Source organism: Erythrobacter sp. QSSC1-22B, assembly GCF_001678665.1.
Lineage (GTDB): Bacteria > Pseudomonadota > Alphaproteobacteria > Sphingomonadales > Sphingomonadaceae > Qipengyuania.
In genome coordinates this window covers 37,593-56,280 of record NZ_LZRP01000008.1, presented here as the reverse complement: position 1 = coordinate 56,280, position 18,688 = coordinate 37,593, and the positions used below count along the sequence as shown (strand labels likewise).

Annotated in this window: 18 protein-coding genes; 11 read left to right on the top strand and 7 right to left on the bottom strand. The window is 66.5% G+C overall.

Annotated features, from left to right (window positions below):
- Positions 1-65: 65 nt before the first annotated feature.
- The 4 genes from A9995_RS13160 to glnE form a co-directional block, all read right to left on the bottom strand.
- Positions 66-764, bottom strand: coding sequence for a M23 family metallopeptidase (locus tag A9995_RS13160; protein ID WP_067613758.1), 699 nt, complete (start codon positions 762-764; stop codon positions 66-68).
- Positions 765-912: 148 nt separating this feature from the next.
- Positions 913-1,728: a ferritin-like domain-containing protein gene (locus A9995_RS13155; RefSeq protein WP_067613756.1), complete on the bottom strand. Its 816-nt coding sequence runs from the start codon at positions 1,726-1,728 to the stop codon at positions 913-915.
- Positions 1,725-2,198 carry a peroxiredoxin gene (locus A9995_RS13150; RefSeq protein WP_067613754.1) on the bottom strand — a complete coding sequence of 158 codons (474 nt, stop codon included), beginning with the start codon at positions 2,196-2,198 and terminating at the stop codon, positions 1,725-1,727. Before A9995_RS13150 ends, A9995_RS13155 begins: the two co-directional genes overlap by 4 nt.
- Positions 2,195-4,882 carry a bifunctional [glutamate--ammonia ligase]-adenylyl-L-tyrosine phosphorylase/[glutamate--ammonia-ligase] adenylyltransferase gene (gene glnE, locus A9995_RS13145; protein WP_067613753.1) on the bottom strand — a complete coding sequence of 896 codons (2,688 nt, stop codon included), beginning with the start codon at positions 4,880-4,882 and terminating at the stop codon, positions 2,195-2,197. The genes A9995_RS13150 and glnE overlap by 4 nt, the downstream gene beginning before the upstream one ends.
- An 87-nt stretch (positions 4,883-4,969) precedes the next feature.
- Between glnE and A9995_RS13140 the strand changes: the two genes are divergently transcribed.
- The 3 genes from A9995_RS13140 to A9995_RS17545 are packed head-to-tail and all read left to right on the top strand — an operon-like array spanning position 4,970 to position 7,885.
- Positions 4,970-6,688, top strand: coding sequence for a M28 family metallopeptidase (locus tag A9995_RS13140; RefSeq protein ID WP_067613751.1), 1,719 nt, complete (start codon positions 4,970-4,972; stop codon positions 6,686-6,688).
- 22 nt (positions 6,689-6,710) lie between these two features.
- The gene (locus A9995_RS13135; RefSeq protein ID WP_082992721.1) at positions 6,711-7,712 is read left to right on the top strand and encodes an agmatine deiminase family protein; all 1,002 of its coding nucleotides are present in this window, start codon (positions 6,711-6,713) and stop codon (positions 7,710-7,712) included.
- A 44-nt stretch (positions 7,713-7,756) separates the two neighbouring features.
- Entirely contained in the window at positions 7,757-7,885 is a 129-nt protein-coding gene (locus A9995_RS17545; protein ID WP_255360157.1) for a hypothetical protein, read from the top strand.
- A 4-nt stretch (positions 7,886-7,889) separates the two neighbouring features.
- On the opposite strand, the gene A9995_RS13130 is transcribed toward A9995_RS17545, so the two are convergent.
- The 3 genes from A9995_RS13130 to A9995_RS13120 form a co-directional block, all read right to left on the bottom strand.
- The gene (locus A9995_RS13130) at positions 7,890-8,633 is read right to left on the bottom strand and encodes a sulfite exporter TauE/SafE family protein (RefSeq protein WP_067613749.1); all 744 of its coding nucleotides are present in this window, start codon (positions 8,631-8,633) and stop codon (positions 7,890-7,892) included.
- Positions 8,634-8,648: 15 nt separating this feature from the next.
- Positions 8,649-10,676 carry a threonine--tRNA ligase gene (gene thrS / locus A9995_RS13125; protein ID WP_067613747.1) on the bottom strand — a complete coding sequence of 676 codons (2,028 nt, stop codon included), beginning with the start codon at positions 10,674-10,676 and terminating at the stop codon, positions 8,649-8,651.
- Between the two features lie 257 nt (positions 10,677-10,933).
- Entirely contained in the window at positions 10,934-12,595 is a 1,662-nt protein-coding gene (locus A9995_RS13120; protein WP_067613745.1) for an alkaline phosphatase, read from the bottom strand.
- Positions 12,596-12,759: 164 nt separating this feature from the next.
- Between A9995_RS13120 and A9995_RS13115 the strand changes: the two genes are divergently transcribed.
- From A9995_RS13115 to A9995_RS13080, 8 genes are all read left to right on the top strand, one after another.
- A complete protein-coding gene (locus tag A9995_RS13115; protein ID WP_067613743.1) occupies positions 12,760-12,948 on the top strand; it encodes a hypothetical protein in 189 nt (62 codons plus the stop codon).
- Entirely contained in the window at positions 12,945-13,565 is a 621-nt protein-coding gene (locus A9995_RS13110; RefSeq protein ID WP_067613741.1) for a hypothetical protein, read from the top strand. The genes A9995_RS13115 and A9995_RS13110 overlap by 4 nt, the downstream gene beginning before the upstream one ends.
- On the top strand, positions 13,562-13,753 hold the full coding sequence (locus tag A9995_RS13105) for a helix-turn-helix transcriptional regulator (protein WP_067613739.1): 192 nt from the start codon (positions 13,562-13,564) through the stop codon (positions 13,751-13,753). The genes A9995_RS13110 and A9995_RS13105 overlap by 4 nt, the downstream gene beginning before the upstream one ends.
- Positions 13,754-13,825: 72 nt before the next feature.
- Positions 13,826-14,917: a YjgN family protein gene (locus tag A9995_RS13100; protein ID WP_067613737.1), complete on the top strand. Its 1,092-nt coding sequence runs from the start codon at positions 13,826-13,828 to the stop codon at positions 14,915-14,917.
- Position 14,918: 1 nt separating this feature from the next.
- Positions 14,919-16,031 (top strand): M48 family metallopeptidase, encoded by a 1,113-nt coding sequence (locus A9995_RS13095; protein ID WP_168157401.1) that lies wholly within the window; start codon positions 14,919-14,921, stop codon positions 16,029-16,031.
- A 41-nt stretch (positions 16,032-16,072) separates the two neighbouring features.
- Positions 16,073-16,825 carry an alpha/beta fold hydrolase gene (locus A9995_RS13090; RefSeq protein WP_067613735.1) on the top strand — a complete coding sequence of 251 codons (753 nt, stop codon included), beginning with the start codon at positions 16,073-16,075 and terminating at the stop codon, positions 16,823-16,825.
- Complete coding sequence (locus A9995_RS13085; protein ID WP_082992719.1) at positions 16,822-17,676, top strand: tetratricopeptide repeat protein; 855 nt, start codon at positions 16,822-16,824, stop codon at positions 17,674-17,676. The genes A9995_RS13090 and A9995_RS13085 overlap by 4 nt, the downstream gene beginning before the upstream one ends.
- Positions 17,673-18,656, top strand: coding sequence for an LLM class flavin-dependent oxidoreductase (locus tag A9995_RS13080; protein WP_067613733.1), 984 nt, complete (start codon positions 17,673-17,675; stop codon positions 18,654-18,656). Before A9995_RS13085 ends, A9995_RS13080 begins: the two co-directional genes overlap by 4 nt.
- The last annotated feature ends 32 nt before the right edge of the window (positions 18,657-18,688 follow it).

Here is an 18,688-nt window from a genome sequence, read left to right as displayed (position 1 = left end):
TGCCCCGCCGCCTTTTCAGGTCCCGTCCAGGGAGTACCTCTGCGGCCTGACCGCTTACTCGGCCCTTACTGGGCCGCTTGCTCGCCGCCGGCCAGCGCGAAGGTGCGCGCGGCTGCGGTCTCGAGCATGTAGGGCGACGGATCGACTGCGGCACCGTTGACGCGCACTTCGTAGTGGAGATGCGGACCGGTGGAGCGGCCGGTCGAGCCCACATAACCAATCAGATCACCCTTCTTCACCGAATCGCCGGCCGAAACGACGATCTCGGAAAGATGCGCGAAGCGGGTCTGCAGATCGGCACCATGCTCGATCGCGATATATTTGCCGTAGCTGGAGAACCAGTTGGCGCGGCTCACCTTGCCGTCGGCGGTCGCGTAGATCGGCGTGCCGGTCGGCGCGGCCAGATCGACACCCTTGTGTCCGGCGCGACGGCCGAGCACCGGATGGATGCGGCTGCCGTAATCGCTCGACAGGCGGGCGTTCTGGAGCGGCATACGCGACGGAACCGAAACCGTGGTGGTCAGGCCGCCGGACTGCACCCGGTCTATCCTGTCCCAGCTCGCAAAGAGCTGGCGGAACTGTTCGTCATGCGCTTCGCCCGAACCCAGCGCGGCGCCCATCGAACCATTGGTGGGCAGATCGGTCTTGGCGACCATCTCAACGGTATCGGAGGTTTCGGCCTGGGCCGGCGCGGCGGCCATCATTGCGGCGGCGCCAAAAGTACCCAGCAGAATGCGACCCGCGGAGATGAAAAAATCGTTCATAAATCAGACCCGTCCAATGCTTGCGACACCCATCTCGGTGCCTTGCGATCCCGACCAACGACCCATTCCCCTGAGCCTGCCGATCTTTTGACGCTACGGCTGGAACCCCCCGCCGTGTCGTGCATTCATGGGTTAAGGTCGGAAGGGTTTACGAAGCAAGCGCGGCGTAGAACTCTAGCGACAGACCGGCTGCATGACGCGCTGAGTCGTTGAACGGCGGCTTCAATCGACCTGAAAATTGCGTCCGGACGAGGTTTTGCCACGTTTCTTGCGGCGGTGTGTTCCCTTCCTCACAAATTTTCAGAAAGTGTCTGGTTCCCACGGCGACGTGACGGATCTCGTCGTTAAGGATTCGCTCCAGAATTCGCGCGCCGTCCGAATCGCCTTGCGCCTTCACACGATCGAGCGTGGCCGGGGTGACATCGAGACCGCGCGCCTCCAGCACCATCGGCACGATTGCCAGCCGCGCTGCAGGGTCATGCGCAGTATCCTGCGCTGCCTGCCACAGCCCGTCATGCGCGGGGAGAGCGCCATAATGCGATCCCAGCTTGCCAAGCTTGCGGTCGAGCAGCGCAAAATGCATCGCCTCGTCCGCAGCGACACTCAGGAAATCGGAGACGAACTCTTCGCCGCGTGTGCCGCCGAAACGGCCAGCCATGTCGAGCGCCAGATCGATCGCGACGAATTCGATGTGCGCCAGCGCGTGCCACAGCGCGATTCGCCCGCGGTCCGAGCCACCCTTGCCACGCCGGGGCATCTGCGCCGGGGCCAGTAGCTGGAGGTTGTCGGGCCATCCCGGTCGTTCGGGCATCTCGGCCGCATCGGGTCCGGCAAGATCGAATGCCAGCCTCCCCAGCCGCCAATCGCGTGCGACCTTACGCGCCGCGAACACCTTGCCGGTGGGATCGCCGGTCAGCAGCGCAGCGCGAATGGCAGCACCGAGAGGAGGAAGCGTCCGTCTCACGCCTCGCGCGCAGCGGCGAGCACATCCTCGGCGTGCCCCTTTACCTTGACCCTGTTCCAGACCCGCTCGATCCGCCCGTCTGCGCCAATGAGATAGGTCGTGCGGACCATGCCCCGATAGGTCTTTCCGTACATCGACTTCTCGGTCCAGATGCCGAGCGCATCGGACAGCCCGCCCTCCTCGGCATCGGTGGCTAGATCGACGGTCAGCGCGTGCTTGGCGATGAAATTGCGGTGCTTCTGCGGTGAATCCTTGCTGATGCCGAGCAGCGCGACACCGGCCTTGTCGAATTCCACCTTGAGCGCCGAGAAATCCTTGGCTTCGGTGGTGCAGCCCGGAGTGTTGTCCTTGGGATAGAAGAACAACACCGCCTTGCGGCCTTTGAAATCGGCAGCGCGCACCGACCCACCCTCGGGTGTTTCCATCGTGATGTCGGGCATCGCATCGCCTTGTGCGGGGAAGTCGCTCATCGATCCATCTCCAGTTTCTCGCCGAATGTCTCAGCCCATTGTGCCGCCACCCCATGGCGCGCCCGGTCCAGTGCCTGCAAGAGCGAAGCGTAATCCTCCTGTCGCGCCAGGCGCGACAGCACCGCTCGTGCCGCCGGGCCGGGGGCACCAAGATCCGGCGCCAGCAGCCGTGAGCCGACCAGCACCCGAGTGAGCAGGCGATGATGCGCGCGCAGGTCGGCCGCGACGAGACCCTGCTCCGCCAGGTCGGCAATCGCGGCGGAGAGGTCTGGCCTCAGCGCGATGCGATCGCGCAATTGCAGGAAGTGGATCAGGAACTCGAGGTCGACCAGACCGCCGCGCAGCAGCTTGACGTCGAGCGGGCCGCGCGCCGGCTTGTGCGCCGCCATGTCGCTTCTCATCTTCAACACATCGGCTTGCAACTCGATGGCATCGCGATGCCGGTGGAGTATCGCGTCGACGATTGCCTCGACCTGTTGTCGCGCATCGAGTGATCCGACCAGGACCCGCGCACGGTTGAGCGCCATGTGCTCCCAGGTCCAGGCGTTCTCGCGCTGGTAGCGCTCGAAGGAGGCCAGACCGACCGCGAGCGGGCCCTGATTGCCCTGCGGTCGCAACCGGGTGTCGACCTCGTAGAGCGCGCCCTGCGCGGTGGGAACGCTCAGGGCCACACCGACGCGCTGCGCCAGACGGTTGAAATAGAGCGTCCGGCCCAGCGGTCGGGCTCCATCCGACTCCGTGGTTTCGCCATCGGTGAACAGATAGATCATGTCGAGATCGGAGGCATGGGTCAGCGCTCCGCCGCCCAGCCGCCCCAGACCCAGCACCAGCAATTCGCCATCGGCGAAGCGCCCGTGCCTTTCGGCGAACTCGTCCTGCGCCGCCTCGCAGGCAACCTGCACCGCGGCTTCCGCGACCCGCGACAGCGCCTCGGCGACATCGAGCGGATCCTGCGCCGCCTCGATCAATTGCACGCCCAGCGTGAAGCGCTGCTCGCTGGTGACGATGCGGATGCGGTCGAGCGCCTGTTCGTATTCGTCGCCGCGTTCGGTGCGCCGCATCATCCGCGCCAGATCCTCGACCGAACCGGGCAGGTCGAAGGCGGTGCGATCGATCAGCGTGTCGAGCAGTTCGGGGCGCCGTGCCAGCTCGTCTGCCAGCGGCGCGGCCAGTGTCAGACAATCGACCAATTGCTGGAGCAGGCCGGGGCGCGCCTCGAGCAGGCGGAACAGGTTGATGGCGCTGGGCAGTTTCTCGAGCAGGGTCTCGAAGCGCGCCAGCGCGTGGTCGGGATCTGGTCCCTGTCCGAGCGCCTCGAACAATTGCGGGCGAATCGCATCGAAGGCGGACTTGGCTGCCTCGCTGCGCAATGCGCGAAACCGACCGTCGCTCCATCCGGCGATCCGCTGCGCGGCGACATCGGGATCGGCGAAGCCGAAGCTGTCGCGCTGATCCGGAATTGCCTGCAGCACAGGTCCATCCGGCGTGTCTTCCGCGATCAATTCGCCGAAATGCCGGGCTACCGGGCCGCAGGTCTCGTCGAGCAGCGCCAGCAGCTCCGGCGCATCCTCCAGACCATGCAGCCGGGCGACGCCATCGAGCGCATCGCCATCTGGCAGCACATGGGTCTGGCGATCGTTCACCATCTGCAGCCGGTGTTCGATGGTGCGCAGGGTATCGTAGGCCTCGCCCAGCGTCCGCGCCGTATCCCCGCCGATATGTCCCGCCGCGGCCAGCGCATCGAGCGCGGCCCGCGTGCCCCGCACCCGCAGCGCAGGATCGCGCCCGCCATGGATCAGCTGGTGGGTCTGGGCGAAGAACTCGATCTCGCGGATCCCGCCGCGCCCCTGCTTGAGATCGAAGCCCGGCCGCGGTTCGCGAGGGCCCGAATAGCGCGTCCGGATTCGCGCGCTCAGACCCCTGATCTCGTCGATCGCCCCGAAATCGAGGCTGCGGCGCCAGACGAAGGAGCGAATTGCATCGAGGAAGGCCTCGCCGCGTCCGATATCGCCCGAAGCAGCGCGCGCACGAATGAAGGCGGCGCGCTCCCAGGTGAGCGCGGAGCTTTCGTAATGGCTGGTTGCCGCCTCGAGCGAGATCGCCAGCGGGCTGACCTCGGAGGCCGGGCGCAGCCGCAGGTCGACACGAAAGACGTATCCTTCCGCGGTGACGTCGGACAACAGCCGGACGATGTCGCGGGCATAGCGCTGCGCCGCTTCGGGCGGTTCGTCGCGCTCCCGCCGTGGGAGCGCTTCGGAATCGTAGAGCAGGATCGGGTCGATGTCGGAGCTGTAGTTGAGTTCGCCCGAGCCATGCTTGCCCAGCGCCAGCCCGATGAAGCCGGTCGGTTCGGCATCGGGGACCCGGCGCAGGATCGCCGCCTCGATCGCGCGATGCAAGGCGCGGTCGGCGAAGGCGGACAGCTCGCGCATGATTTTTTCGAGCGGGAAAGCGCCGGCCAGATCGCCGATGGCCAGCACCAGCGCCAGCGCCAGCCGCTCGCGCCGCAGCGCCAGCCCGGCGTCTTCGATCCCGCGACCGGCCTGTTTCGCCTCGAGCAGCGCGGTTTCACCATCGCCCGCGGCCAGCAGCGCTTCGAAATGGGGCAACCGTTCCAGCGAACGGGCGAGAAAGGGCGAATGCTCCTTGGCTCGCTGCAGAGCTGACTTCCAACTGCCATCCATGCGCCGCTCCTGCCGCGCTACGGCTTGCCCTGCAAGGTGCGAGGTGCAAGAGGCTCCGGCATCCAAATTTCATTTCGGGACAAGACCATGACGCTCACCCCCCGTTTCCGCCACACCGCAGCTGCTCTCGCCGCGAGCCTCGCGCTTTCGGCCTGTGCTGCCACGACCGCCGACACCGCGGTGGCCGATGCCAATGCCGCGCTCGACATTCCCGATGTCGCCAGCCGCGATATCTCTCAGGAGACCATGGTCGATGTGACCCGCACCCTTTCTTCCGACGAATTCGAGGGTCGGATGCCGGGGACGATCGGCGAAGAAAAAACCGTCGCGCTGCTGACCGAACGCTTCGCCGCGGCCGGCCTGACGCCGGGCAACAACGGGTCGTGGGTGCAGCAGGTGCCGCTGGTCGAGATCACCGGCAAGGATTACGCCCCGCTGACGGTGAGCGGCAATGGCGAGACCATGGCGTTCGATTTCGGCAGCGAATGGGTCGGGGTGACCTATCGCGAGGAAGCGAACACCGCGCTGACCGACAGCGAGCTGGTGTTCGTCGGCTATGGCGTGAACGCGCCCGAGCGCGACTGGAACGACTACGAAGGCATCGACATGCGCGGCAAGACCGCGGTCATCCTCGTCAACGACCCCGATTACAACAGCCCCGATCTGGAAGGCCCCTTCAATGGCAAGGCCATGACCTTCTACGGACGCTGGACCTACAAATACGAGGAAGCCGCCCGCCAGGGCGCCGCAGGTGCGATCATCATCCACGACACCGCACCGGCCTCTTACGGCTGGAACGTGGTCGAGAGCAGCTGGTCCGGCGCGCAGGCCTATGCTCAGCGCGGCGAGAACGCACCGCCGCTGACCGTGATGAACGGTTGGGTCCAGAAGGATGTCGCAGCGCAAATCCTCGCTGCCGCCGGGCAGGATCTGGACGATCTGACCGCCAGGGCGCAGGCTCAGGGCTTCAGGCCGGTGCCACTGGGGCTGACCGCCTCGACCAGCTTCGCCAACGACATCCGGACCTTTCAGTCGCAAAACGTCATCGGCGTGCTGCCGGGTAGCGAGCGCCCCGACGAATACGTCATCCATACCGCGCATTGGGATCACCTCGGCCGCTGCAAGCCCGCCCCGGATGGCGACGACATCTGCAACGGCGCGGTCGACAATGCGACCGGCACTGCGGCGCTGGTCGCGCTGGCCGAAGCGCACGCCAAGGCCGGTGCACCCGCCCGCAGCCTCGTCTTCCTGGCGGTGACCGCCGAGGAATCCGGCCTCCTGGGCGCGCATTATTACGCCGAGAACCCCGTGTTCCCGCTGGCGCAGACGGTGGGCGGGATCAATATGGACGCCTTCCAGGTCGCTGGCCCCTCGCGCGATGTGACCGTGGTCGGCCCCGGCAAGTCGCAGCTCGACGCCTATCTCGAGGCCGCGCTGATTTCGGATGGGCGCGTTGCCACGCCCAATCCCAAGCCCGAAGCGGGCTATTACTACCGCTCGGACCATTTCGCCTTCGCCAAACGCGGAGTGCCGATGCTCTACATCGATGGCGGCGAGGATCTGGTCGATGGTGGCCGTGCCGCAGGCGCAGCAGTCGCCGCGGAATATACCGAGAACCGGTACCACGGGCCCAAGGACGAGTTCGACGAAAACTGGGACTGGTCGGGCGTGATGGGCGATCTGCAGCTTTACTACCGCATCGGCCGATCGCTCGCGACCAGCGAGAGCTGGCCCAATTGGAACGCAGGCGACGAATTCCGTGCCATCCGCGATGCCGATTGTGCCGCGAGCGCCACGGGCTGCTGAGGCCGCCAGACGAGGTCTCCCGATGGCCGTGACGATGCCGCCCGAATGGGCGCCGCAGGACTGGCTGTGGATCGGATTCCCCCATGATGCGGAGGAATGGCCGGGTGTGCTGTCGCGCGCGCAGGAGCAGATCGCAGGCTTTGCCAATGCGGTCGCCGAGAGCGGGCAGGAAGTCAGGCTGCTGGTCCGCGACGCCGCCAACGAAGCACGGGCGAGAGAACTGGTGAGCCCGGCGGTCACGCTGGAACGCCGCGCGTACGGCGACATCTGGCTGCGCGACACCGGACCGCTGGTGGTGCTCGGCGAGCAAGGGCGCATGGCGCGGCGGTTCGGCTTCAACGGCTGGGGCGGCAAATATCTCATGCCCGGCGACCAGACCATCGGCGCCGAACTGGCGCGCGATGCCGAACTGGCGCTGCAGGCGAGCGACTGGATCCTCGAGGGCGGCGCGGTGGACGGCGATGGCACCGGGCTCGCCATCACCACCGAGCAATGCCTGCTCAACCCCAATCGCAACCCGCAGCTGTCGCGCGACGAGATCGCCGCGCGGCTGAAAAGCGATCTCGGCTTCGAGCGCATTGTCTGGCTGGGCGATGGGCTGATCAACGATCACACCGATGGCCATGTCGACAATCTGGCGCGCTTCGTCGCACCGGGCCGTGTCGCGCTCCCCGAAGCGACCGGACCCGACGATCCCAACGCCGCGATCTACGACGACGCGGCGCGGCGCATCGGAGAGGCCGGGTTGGAGCTGGTCCGCATTCCCTCGCCCGGGCTTGTCACCTCGGGGGACCGTATCGAGCCCGCGAGCTACGCCAATTTCGCGGTGACCAGCCATCTGGTGGTGGTGCCGACCTTCGGTTCGATTCACGATGCCGCCGGCGTGGCCGCAATCCGCGACCTTTTCCCGGATCGCGCCACGATCGGCCTGCCCGGCGATGCGGTACTGGCAGGCGGCGGCGGTTTCCATTGCGCCAGCCAGCAGATGCCCTCGGCCCCAGACGCGCCCGGAGCGAAGGCCTAGCCCCTCGTAACCCCTCGTTAGGGATTTTGGTGGACAACGGGACCATGCTTCAAGCCACGGCTCCCTTCCGCCCGCATCTGGCCTCGTCCCGCCTGACAGACGTGATGCGCGCGATTATCGTGACCGGTTGCGCCCTCGCGCTGGTCCTGGCCGGGCCTGTCGTGCCGTTCTGATCGGTTAGATCAGCCGCAGAATCGCTGCCAGCGCAGCTCCTCCAAGCACGATCGCAACCAGCGCGCGCCACACCCGGTCGGCGATGCGCCCCGAAAACCGGCTGCCGAGCGCATTGCCGACCAACACCGCAGGGAACAGCATCGCCGCAAGGAGCGGTAGCCGCAGGTCGAGCGCGCCGATTGCCGCGCCCGATACAAGGCCTGTTGCGGCAGCGATCGTGAAGATCAGCATCATCGATGCCTTTGCAGTCTCCCGGTCGATGGAACGACGAACGTAATAGGGGACCACCGGCGGTCCGGGCATGCCTGCATAGCCGGTCATCAGCCCGCTCATCACCCCCACACCGCCGGTTGCCAATCCACCTGGTTTCGCACCGGACCCGTGCGGCAGGATGATGGCGACGAAGGCCGAGAGGCCGATCAACGCGATTGCGACGCGGGCCACCCCCGGGCTGGTTGCCGCCAGTCCGATCAGTCCCAATGGTGTCGTTGCCACGACCAGCCCCGAAATCCACCAGGCCGACCCCTCGCAATCCCGGACCAGTCTTCGGATCTCCAGCACGCCGATGGCAAACGAGAGGCAATTGGCCAGGATGACCGCTTCCAGCGGCGACAGCGCCAGCGCCAGAATAGGGACCAGCAGGATCGCCATCCCGAAGCCGGTCAATCCACGCACGAAGGCGGACCCGAACGCCGCAAGAAGCGCCGTCGCTATTTCAAGCGAATCATAGGCCTCGAGCGGCGACATTTTCCCAGATGAGGATCAGGGGCGCAGATCGGGCGGGGTCGCGGCGTCTTTCAGCATCGCGATCGCCTCGTCGAGCGTCATCACCGTCTGATCCTTCTCGCCGAGCGTGCGGATCGCAACGGTGCCTTCATCGGCCTCGCGCTTGCCCACCACCAGCAGATGCGGGACCTTTGCAAGGCTGTGTTCGCGCACCTTGTAGTTGATCTTCTGGTTGCGCAGATCGCTCGTCACCCGGATCCCGGCGGCTTCGAGCTTTGCCGTCACCTCGTTCGCATAGTCGTCGGCATCCGAGACGATCGTCGCGACCACCGCCTGCGTCGGCGCCAGCCAGACCGGCAGGCGACCGGCGAAATGCTCGATCAGCACGCCGATGAAGCGCTCGAAGGTCCCGAAGATCGCGCGGTGCAGCATCACCGGGCGGTGCTTCTCGCCATCCTCGCCGATATAGGTCGCATCCAGCCGCTCGGGCAGAACGCGGTCGGACTGGATCGTGCCGACCTGCCAGGTCCGCCCGATCGCATCGGTGAGATGCCATTCCAGCTTGGGGGCGTAGAAGGCGCCTTCGCCGGGCAGTTCTTCCCAGCCATATTCCTCGGTCGCCATCCCCGCTTCGTGGACGGCCGCGCGCAATTCGTTCTCGGCCTTGTCCCACATCTCCTCGCTGCCGAAGCGCTTGTCGGGGCGCAGCGCGAGCTTGATCTGGTAGGTGAAGCCGAAATGGCCGTAGACGCTGTCGACCAGCCGGCAGAAGGCGCGCACCTCGTCCACCACCTGGTCCTCGGTGCAGAAGATATGGCCGTCGTCCTGCGTGAACTGGCGCACGCGCAATATGCCGTGCAGCGCGCCATGCGGTTCGTTGCGGTGGCAACAGCCCATCTCGCCCAGCCGGATTGGCAGGTCGCGATAGCTGGTGATGCCCTGCTTGAAGACCAGCACATGCGCCGGGCAGTTCATTGGCTTCAGCGCCATCATGTCGCTGTCGCTGGCGACCAGTGCGCCGCCGGACTGTTCCGCCGCTTCGGGATCGGGGACGCTGTCGGGCACCGCGAACATGTTCTCGGCATATTTGCCCCAATGGCCCGAGCGCTCCCACTGGCGGACATCCATCAGCTGCGGGGTCTTGATCTCCTCATAGCCTGCGCCATCCATCCGGCGGCGCATATAGCTCTCGAGCGCACGCCAGATACGATAGCCCTGCGGGTGCCAGAACACCGAGCCATGCGCCTCTTCCTGGAGGTGGAACAGATCCATCTCGCGGCCCAGCTTGCGGTGATCGCGCTTGCCCGCTTCCTCGAGCCGCATGAGATGCGCGTTGAGCTGCTTCTTGTTGAGCCAGCCGGTGCCATAGATGCGCGTCAGCTGCGCGTTCTTCTGGTCGCCGCGCCAGTAAGCCCCGGCCACGCGCATCAGCTTGAAGGCGTGGGGGTCGAGCTTGCCGGTCGAGGGCAGGTGCGGGCCGCGGCACATGTCGAGCCAGGAACCCTCGCCATCGGGTTCGCCCGACCAATAGACCGTCAGCTCCTCGTCCTCGGGCAGTTCCTGCGCCCATTCGGCCTTGAAACTCTCGCCCTCGGCCTGCCATTTTTCGATCAGCTGCGCGCGGGTCCATACCTCGCGCCGCAGCGGCTTGTCGGCGGCGATGATGGCGCGCATCTTGTCCTCGATCGCGGGCAGATCGTCCATCGAGAACGGGTCGCGCGTGTCGGGTGCCTTAACATCGTAATAGAACCCGTCGTCGGTGGCCGGGCCGAAGGTAATCTGCGTGCCCGGCCACAGCGCCTGCACCGCTTCGGCGAGGATATGCGCGTAATCGTGGCGCACCAGCTCGAGCGCCTCGTCCTCGTCGCGGGCGGTGACCAGCGCAAGCTCGGCATCGCCTTCGAAGGGGCGGCAGAGGTCGCGCAATTCGCCATTCACCCGCGCGGCAAGCGCCGCCTTGGCAAGGCCGGGGCCGATCGCCGCGGCGACATCGGCAGGGGTGCTGCCGCGCGCCATTTCGCGCGTGGAGCCATCGGGCAGGCTGATCTGGAGCAGTTCGGTCATCGGTTCATCCGTATCCTTTGCGACGCCAATGGCACAACCACGGGCGCGCTTGAAGTGCGGCGTTGTTCGCGAAGGAAATACCGGATGGAACGCCGCGCCACCCGACACCGGGCGGCAGGGCTGCGGATCAGACCGCGCGCACCCGCCCCCGGAAGCCCGGAGTGGTGGTAGTGCTGGTCGTGGAGCGCAATTGCGGCATGCTGCGCAATCTAGTCTTGCGCAGCGCGTCCTTCAACCGCTTTGGTGTGCCGGCCCTCTCAGCCCAGTTCCAGCTTGCGGTTGCCCAGCGCGGTCGAAACGCGCTGCGTCGCGACCACTCCCGACCCGCGCTCGCGGATGCTCCCCAGGAAGCGGTACTCGCTGGTCGCCCGTTCAGGCGTGAGTTCCACGGCCATATAACCACGGCGCGAGCCGTCCATCCAGACCAGCTCCGGATTGAACTCCACGGTGGCACGCTGGAGATCGGCCGGTGCGAGCTGGGGGATGTAGCCTTCGAAGCCCGGCGACGTGACCGATTGCACCCCGAATTCGACCCCGACCCGCTGCCCCGCATGATCGAGATCGAAGGACCAGGCGTTGTGTGTGTCGCCGGCGAGCGAGATCAGATTGGCATCGGCAGCCAACGCCGCCTCGAAAACCCGCGCACGCGCCGCCGGATAACCGTCCCAGGCATCCATGTTGAACGGCAGCTCGGCGCGGCTTGCCAGAGCGCCTGCCACGATCCGGCTGCGGACATATTCGGGCACGCCGGCGGGGAGCGATTCGACGAGATTCGGCGCGGTGGCGAGCTTGCCCATCAGCACCTGCTGGACCAGCACCTGCCAGCGCTTGCCGCCCCCGGTAGAGCGCTTGAGCCCCTCGGCGAGCCAGGCCTGCTGCTGGGCGCCCAGCATTTCGCGAGACGGGTCGAGGTAATCGCCCTGGCGGAATGCGGTCAATGCGCGCAGCGCCGCTTCGGGGCTTGCCTGCCCCTGCATCAATTCCGCGAAGCTGAACTGCTCGGCGCGTGCGGTCAGCCGCGTCTCGAGCCGGAACAGCGTCGCCAGATCGCCGATGTCATAGGCCGCCCAGGGTTCGTCCGAGACCGGCATCCATTCGCGATAGGCGCGCATCGCTGCCGCCTTGCGCACGCTCCACTCGCCCTCGGTCTCGGGCTGGTGGTTCTGCGCCCCGCCATGCCAGCTGTCGTTGGTGCTCTCGTGATCGTCCCAGCCGGCGATCATCGGATAGACCTGGTGCAGACGGCGCAGATCGCGATCGCTGCGATAGCTGGTGAAGCGCAGCCGGTAATCGGCCAGCGCCACGATCTCGCTCAGCGGCGCGACCACGCGCCCGCCGACCGCCTGCTCGGGCGAGGGATAATTGTCCGGCCCGTATTCGTAGAAATAATCGCCCAGATGCAGCGCGCAGTCGAACTCGTTCGCCTCGGCGGCATGCGCATAGGCGTTGAACCAGCCGAAGCCCATGTTGGAACAGCTGAACACCGCCATGCGGAAGCGCTCGGTCGGGCCCTCGGGGAGGGTCTTGGTGCGACCGACGTCGGAGACCGCGCCATTGGGGGCGACGAAGCGATAGAAATACCAGCGGCCGGGTTCGAGACCTTCCGCGAAGGTCTTGCAGCAGCTGTCGTTTGCGGGGCTGACCATCACCTCGCCCGATGCGACGACGCGCGAGAAATCGGCAGCAGGGCTGACTTCCCACTCGAGCTTCGTTTCCGCACCGGCGGCGAAACGCGTCCACAACAGCACCCGGTCGCGCCCCGGCTCGCCGCTGGCGACGCCATGCGTGAACCCCGACCCGCCGAACTGCGCCGAGAGCGGCGCGGCGATCAGCCCGGCGCCGAGGACGCCCGATTTGAGCAGGCTGCGCCGATCGAGCGGAGCAAGCGCGGCGGCGGCGGGGGGTTCGGTCTTGAACACGGCAATTCTCCTCCAGGGTCACGGCGCAGTGACCGCCCGCTGTGACTGCATCGTGACAGGAACGGTATCGTGGATGCTTCGCCAATACGCAATGGAAAGCTCGCTTGACAAGCGCGGGCCGAAATGGCAAGCTTGCTTTACCAATTTACAAGGGAGCTTGACCAATGTCGACCACCACGAAAGCATTCTGCTGGGCCGCCGCCATCATCGCGGTGGCCATCACGGGCCGCGTCCAGCTCATTCCGGCGGATTCGGCCCAGACCTTGATCATCATCCTGCCCGTGCTCGCCGCGGCCTCGCTGTTCAAATCGCGTGGCTGCGCCATGGCCTGCGTCGGGGGTGACCGGGCATGACCGGGACGAAGGAAAAAACCACCGGGCGAACGGCGCGGTTCTGGGCGGGGCTGCTGCTGGGAACTCTGGGCGCCATTGCCGGGCTCGCGTTGAGCGGCGCGATCGACGCGGACACCGCGCTGGTGCTGATGCTGGTCCCGGTAATCCAGACGATCCCGCTGATGCGCGCCGCGGGGCGGCATCGCGATGGCACCGCAGGGGGCTTGTGCGGCAAGGGGGAGGCCCAGAAACGCTACACCAAGCGTGTGGCGCTGTTCACCGCGCTGTATCTGCTCTCCTTCGGCATTCTCACCTTCGCGACCACCGAGGGCGACCCGGCATTCGCGCTGCGCTCGGTGCTGGCGGTGCTGCCCGGACTGGCGGTGATCGGGATATTCTGGGCGGTCGGCCGGCTCATCATCGAGGAGCAGGACGAATTCATCCGCATGCTGGTCGTGCGCCAGTCGCTTATCGCCACCGGGATCGCGCTCAGCGCGGCAACCGTCTGGGGCTTCCTCGAGACCGCCGATGTGGTGCCGCATCTCGACGCCTACTGGGTCGCGGTGGCGTGGTTCCTCGGGCTGTTCGCAGGCGCGGTGTCCAACCGGATCGAATATGGTTCGTGGGGCGCGGTATGAAGAACCGCCTCAAGGTGCTGCGCGCTGAACGAGACTGGAGCCAGCAGGCGCTGGCCGACAGGCTCGAGGTCAGCCGTCAGAGCGTCAATGCGATCGAAACCGGGCGCTACGATCCCTCGCTCCCGCTCGCCTTTCGCATCGCCGATGTCTTCGGCATGCCGATCGAGGCGATCTTCCTGCGCGACTGAACCTCGCTTGCGGTTGACTTGGCCTGGTAGGACCTCAACAAGACGGCGGATCGGAAACCGGGGGGTCGGGACATCTCAAGCGAACAGCACGCACAGGAAGCCGAAAGCGCATTCGGCTTCGACGGGACTTGGCGCGAATTCGCGCCGATCGCCTTCACCAATCTCCTGCTCACCATCGTGACGCTGGGCATCTACCGCTTCTGGGCGACGACCCGCGAGCGACGCTATCTGTGGTCGCGCAGCCGATTTGTCGACGAGCGACTGGAATGGGCGGGCACGGGGATGGAACTGTTCATCGGCTTCCTGCTCGTGCTGGTGCTGTTCTTGCTGCCCTTTTTCTCGATCGGCCTGCTGGCGGAATCGCTCGTATTGCGCGGCCAGGAAGAGATCGCGGCGGTGCTGACGCTGCTGTCCTTCGTGATCCTGTTCTATCTGACGGGCCTCGCCCGCTTTCGCGCGTTGCGCTATCGCCTTTCGCGCACCCGCTGGCGGGGAATCCGGGGCGGTTCGGACGACAACGGCTTCCGCTTCGGCCTTTCCTATCTGTGGAAGACCTTCGTCGGCTATCTGCCCGCGGGCCTGCTGATACCCTGGTCGATGACCAATCTTTGGAACGAGCGGTGGGGCAAGATGAGCTTTGGCCCCTATGGATTTGCCGCCGGTGCCAAATCCGGTCCGATATTCGGGCGCTTCCTGCTGTTCTACCTGGCGCCCTTCGTGATTTTCATCGGCGGCATCGCGCTGGCATTCACCGGCGTGCTGGCAGGTTTCGGAATAGGCGGAGAGGAGGGTGCCGCGATAGGCGGGATGATCGGGATCGTGGGGCTGGTGCTGTTCTTTTATCTCGGTCTGGGCTTGATCGCGGTGGCCTTCTTTGCTGCTTTCTACCGCGAAGCGGTCGGATCGACGCAATGGGGCGATATCGGCTTCTCCTTCGAGGCCTCGACGCCTGACTGGATTCGATTGCTGCTGGGCGACGCCGCTCTGGTGGTGTTCACGCTCGGCATCGGACTGATCTTCCTGTCCTACCGTCACTGGAAGTTCTTCATGACGCATCTCGAGGCGCGCGGGGAAATCCTGCTCGACGAGCTGACCCAGTCCACCACTGCGACGGCACGGCATGGCGAAGGCCTGCTCGACGCCTTCGACGTGGGCGCGATCTGACGTGAGCGATGAGGGCTTCCTGATACCAGTAGTATGGTACGACGGGGTGACCGCGTTGCGGCGCGAAGGCACGGCCTCCTGGAGCGGCGATCGTTTGTTGCTGGTCGAAACGGGCGGTGCGCAGCACACGGTGCCATTCACAGATCTGCGTTTCGTCGAGAGCTTGCGGCAGGAGCAGGTCTATGGCCGCGAAAGCCTGCCCGATTTTCGCTTGCGCCTGCCGCTCGACCTGCCTCCGGAGTTCGAGCGGCATCTCCCCGCCCCGAGCCGCTATGGCGGCTGGATCGACCGTCTCGGGCTGGGCAAGGCGGTGGTCGTCTTCGGCGTCGCGAGCGCGGCCGCCGTAGCGCTTTTCATGACCGCGCCCGAATGGCTGGGGCCGCGCGTTCCGGAGTCTTTCGAAGCCCGCATCGGCGAGGCCATGATCGGCAATTTCGGCAACCGGCTGTGCTCGACGCCCGAAGGCGACGCCGCGCTCGCCAAGCTGCTCGACGCGGTCGACCCCGCCGACCGGCAGGTGCGGGCGGGTATCGCCAATATCGACATGGTCAACGCCGTGGCGCTACCGGGCGGGCAGGTCATGCTGTTCGACGGACTGGTGCAACAGGCGGAAAGCCCCGCGGAACTGGCCGGGGTACTCGGCCACGAGGTCGGACACGTTCGCGAACGGCACGTGATGACCGCGCTGCTGCGCCAGTTCGGCCTTTCGATCCTGCTTTCGGGTGCCAATTCGGGATTGGGCGACACCGTCTTCGGGCTCGCGGCGATGGGTTATACGCGAGACGCCGAGCGCGAGGCGGACGAGTTCGCGCGCGCGCGGATGGCGCAGAGCAATGTCTCGCCGCTGGGTGCAGCGGAATTCTTCGAACGCATGGCGAAAGAATCCGGTGCCGGTACGGATGACGATGCGGATGACGATGCGGATAACGGTTCCGGGACCGACATCACCGGCTGGATCGCCAGCCACCCCTCCGCCGGCTCCCGCGCCCGCGCCTATCGCAATGCTGCGACGGAGGGTGCAAATTACGATCCCATCCTCACCCCGTCCGAATTCGAGGATCTGAAGGGGATGTGCGAGGCGGATCCCGACGTCGAGGAGTTCGAATTCTTCTGACGGTTGCAATCCCCGCCCGCGGGGTCGAGAAGCGCGCGTCCATGATCGACACCACGCAATTCCATACCCTGCCCGATGGCCGCCGGATCGCCTACCGCCTCACCCGCGGAAGCGGGCCCGCGCTGGTTTTCCTGCCCGGCTACATGTCCGACATGGCGGGCAGCAAGGCGACAGCGCTGTTCGACCGGGCCAGGGCGCAGGATCGCAGCTGCCTGCTGCTCGACTATTCGGGCTGCGGCGAGAGTTCGGGTTCGTTTGCGGACGGAACGCTCTCGCGCTGGCGCGATGAGGTCGCTGGCCTGATCGAGGCGCTGATCGAGGGCCCGGTGGTGGTGATCGGCTCCTCGATGGGCGGCTGGCTGATGCTGCTGGTGGGCGAGGCACTGGGCGCGCGGCTGGCGGGGATGGTCGGCATCGCCGCCGCGCCCGATTTCACTCAATGGGGCCGCTCTGCGCAGGACAAGGCCCGGCTCGAAGCGGGCGAGACTTTGCTCGATCCCAACCCCAATGGGCCCGAGCCCACGCCGCTCCACCCGGGCTTCTTCGCCGATGGGCAGGCCAATCTGCGTCTCGGCGGCGAGATTGCGCTCGATTGCCCGGTCCGTCTGCTGCACGGCCAGCGGGATGCCGACGTGCCATGGGAGATCAGTCTGCGACTGGCCGAAGCGCTGCGTTCGGACGATGTACAGGTCACCCTCGTCAAGGACGGCGATCACCGCCTGTCCCGCGATAGCGACATCGCGCTCCTGCTGAGGCAGGTCGAAACCCTGATTGCCGAAGGGACCCACTCGTGATCATCTCCGCCGCACTTCTCCTTGCCATGCAGGTCGGGCCCAATCCCGCCGCCACGCCGCCGATCGGGGTGCCGCCCGAGCTGGAAGAGCAGCGCGCGCGCACTGCGTCCGCTGCCGCCACCAGTCCGGTCGCTGCGCAGACGTCGCGGCTGGTCGAATGCCTGCGGCTTACCGCCGAAGATGCCGAAGCGGCCTATGACAGCGCATCCAGCTGGCGCGCCAATGCGCGCGACGCGGAGCGCGCCCAGGCCGCACATTGCCAGGGGCTCGCACTGGTCCGGATGGAGCGTTACGAGGAAGCGCGCGACATTTTCGCGGTCGCGCGAGGCGAGGTTGGCGATGACAATCCGACCTATCGCGCGCGGCTCGGCGCCATGGCGGGCAATGCCGCTATGGCCGGACGCCAGGCGGGGGCGGCCATCCCCCATTTCGAACGCGCCATCGCCGATGCCAACAGCGCCGGACAGGAAGACATTGCCACCGGGCTGGAGATCGACCTCGCGCGCGCGCTCGTCGCTGCCGAACGACCCGAGGACGCGCTGGCCGCGCTCGACCGCGCCCGCCAGGCCAACCCGGGCGATCCTCGCGCCTGGCTGCTTTCGGCGAAACTGTCGCGGCAGCTCGGGCGCTTGATGGAAGCCCAGCGCCAGATCGAGCAGGCGGCCACACTGGCCCCGCGCGATCCGGTCGTCGGGCTCGAGGCCGGGGTGATCGCCGCATTGGCCAATCGTCCCGACGATGCGCGACGCAGCTTCGAATCGGTGCTGCTGGTCGCGCCCGATGGCGCCGAGGCTGACCGTGCGCGCGCCTATATCGCGCAATTGTCCAATGAAGGAACTGCCCAGCGATGACCGATTTCTCGATTCTCGATCTGGTCCCCATTCGCGAGGGTGGATCGCTCGAGGAGGCCTTTCGCGCCGTCGTCGATCTCGCGCGCACCGCGGAGAAAACCGGTTGCACGCGCTTCTGGGTCGCCGAACACCACGCGATGGCGGGGATCGCCGGGGGCGCGACCTCGGTCGTGCTTGCGCATATCGGCAATGCCACCTCGACCATCCGGATCGGCTCGGGTGGCATCATGCTGCCCAACCACACCCCGTTCCAGATCGCCGAGCAGTTCGGTACGCTGGCCGCGCTGTTCCCGGGCCGCGTCGATCTCGGGCTGGGTCGCGCGCCCGGCGCGGGTCCCGAGCTCCAGCGCGCCTTGCGCAAGGACCTCCACCGCGCCGCGGAGATGTTCCCGCAGGATGTCGTCGAGCTGCGCGCCTTCCTCGATGGCGATCCCAGCCTGCCGATCCAAGCGACCCCGGGGCAGGGCGCCGATGTCGAACTTTGGATGCTGGGCTCCAGCCTGTTCGGAGCGCAGCTCGCCGCCCGGCTCGGGCTGCCCTATGCCTTCGCCAGCCATTTCGCGCCCGACCATCTCGACGCCGCGCTCGAACTCTATCGTCGCAATTTCGAGCCTTCGGCGGCGCTCGATCGCCCGCATGTCATGGCGGCCATGAACCTCTTCTGCGCCGAGACAGAGGCTGAGGCAGAGCGTATCGCCAGTTCGCAACTGCAGGCTTTCGTCCGGTTGCGCACCGGCTCGCCGGGCAAGCTGCCGCCGCCGATCGATGGCTATCGCGACACGTTGCCTGCCAATGCGCGCGCCATGCTCGATCATATCGGCCAGGCCAGCGCCGTGGGCACGCCGAACCAAGTGCGTGACGCAATCCAGCGCTTCGTCGATCGCACCGGCGCCGACGAGATCATGCTGGCCGGTGCAACTTTTGATCCCGAAGCGCGGACGCGCTCGCTCGAACTCGCGATGGATGCGCTCAAGGGCTGAGCGGGATCGCAACTCACCGCATTCCGTCGCGT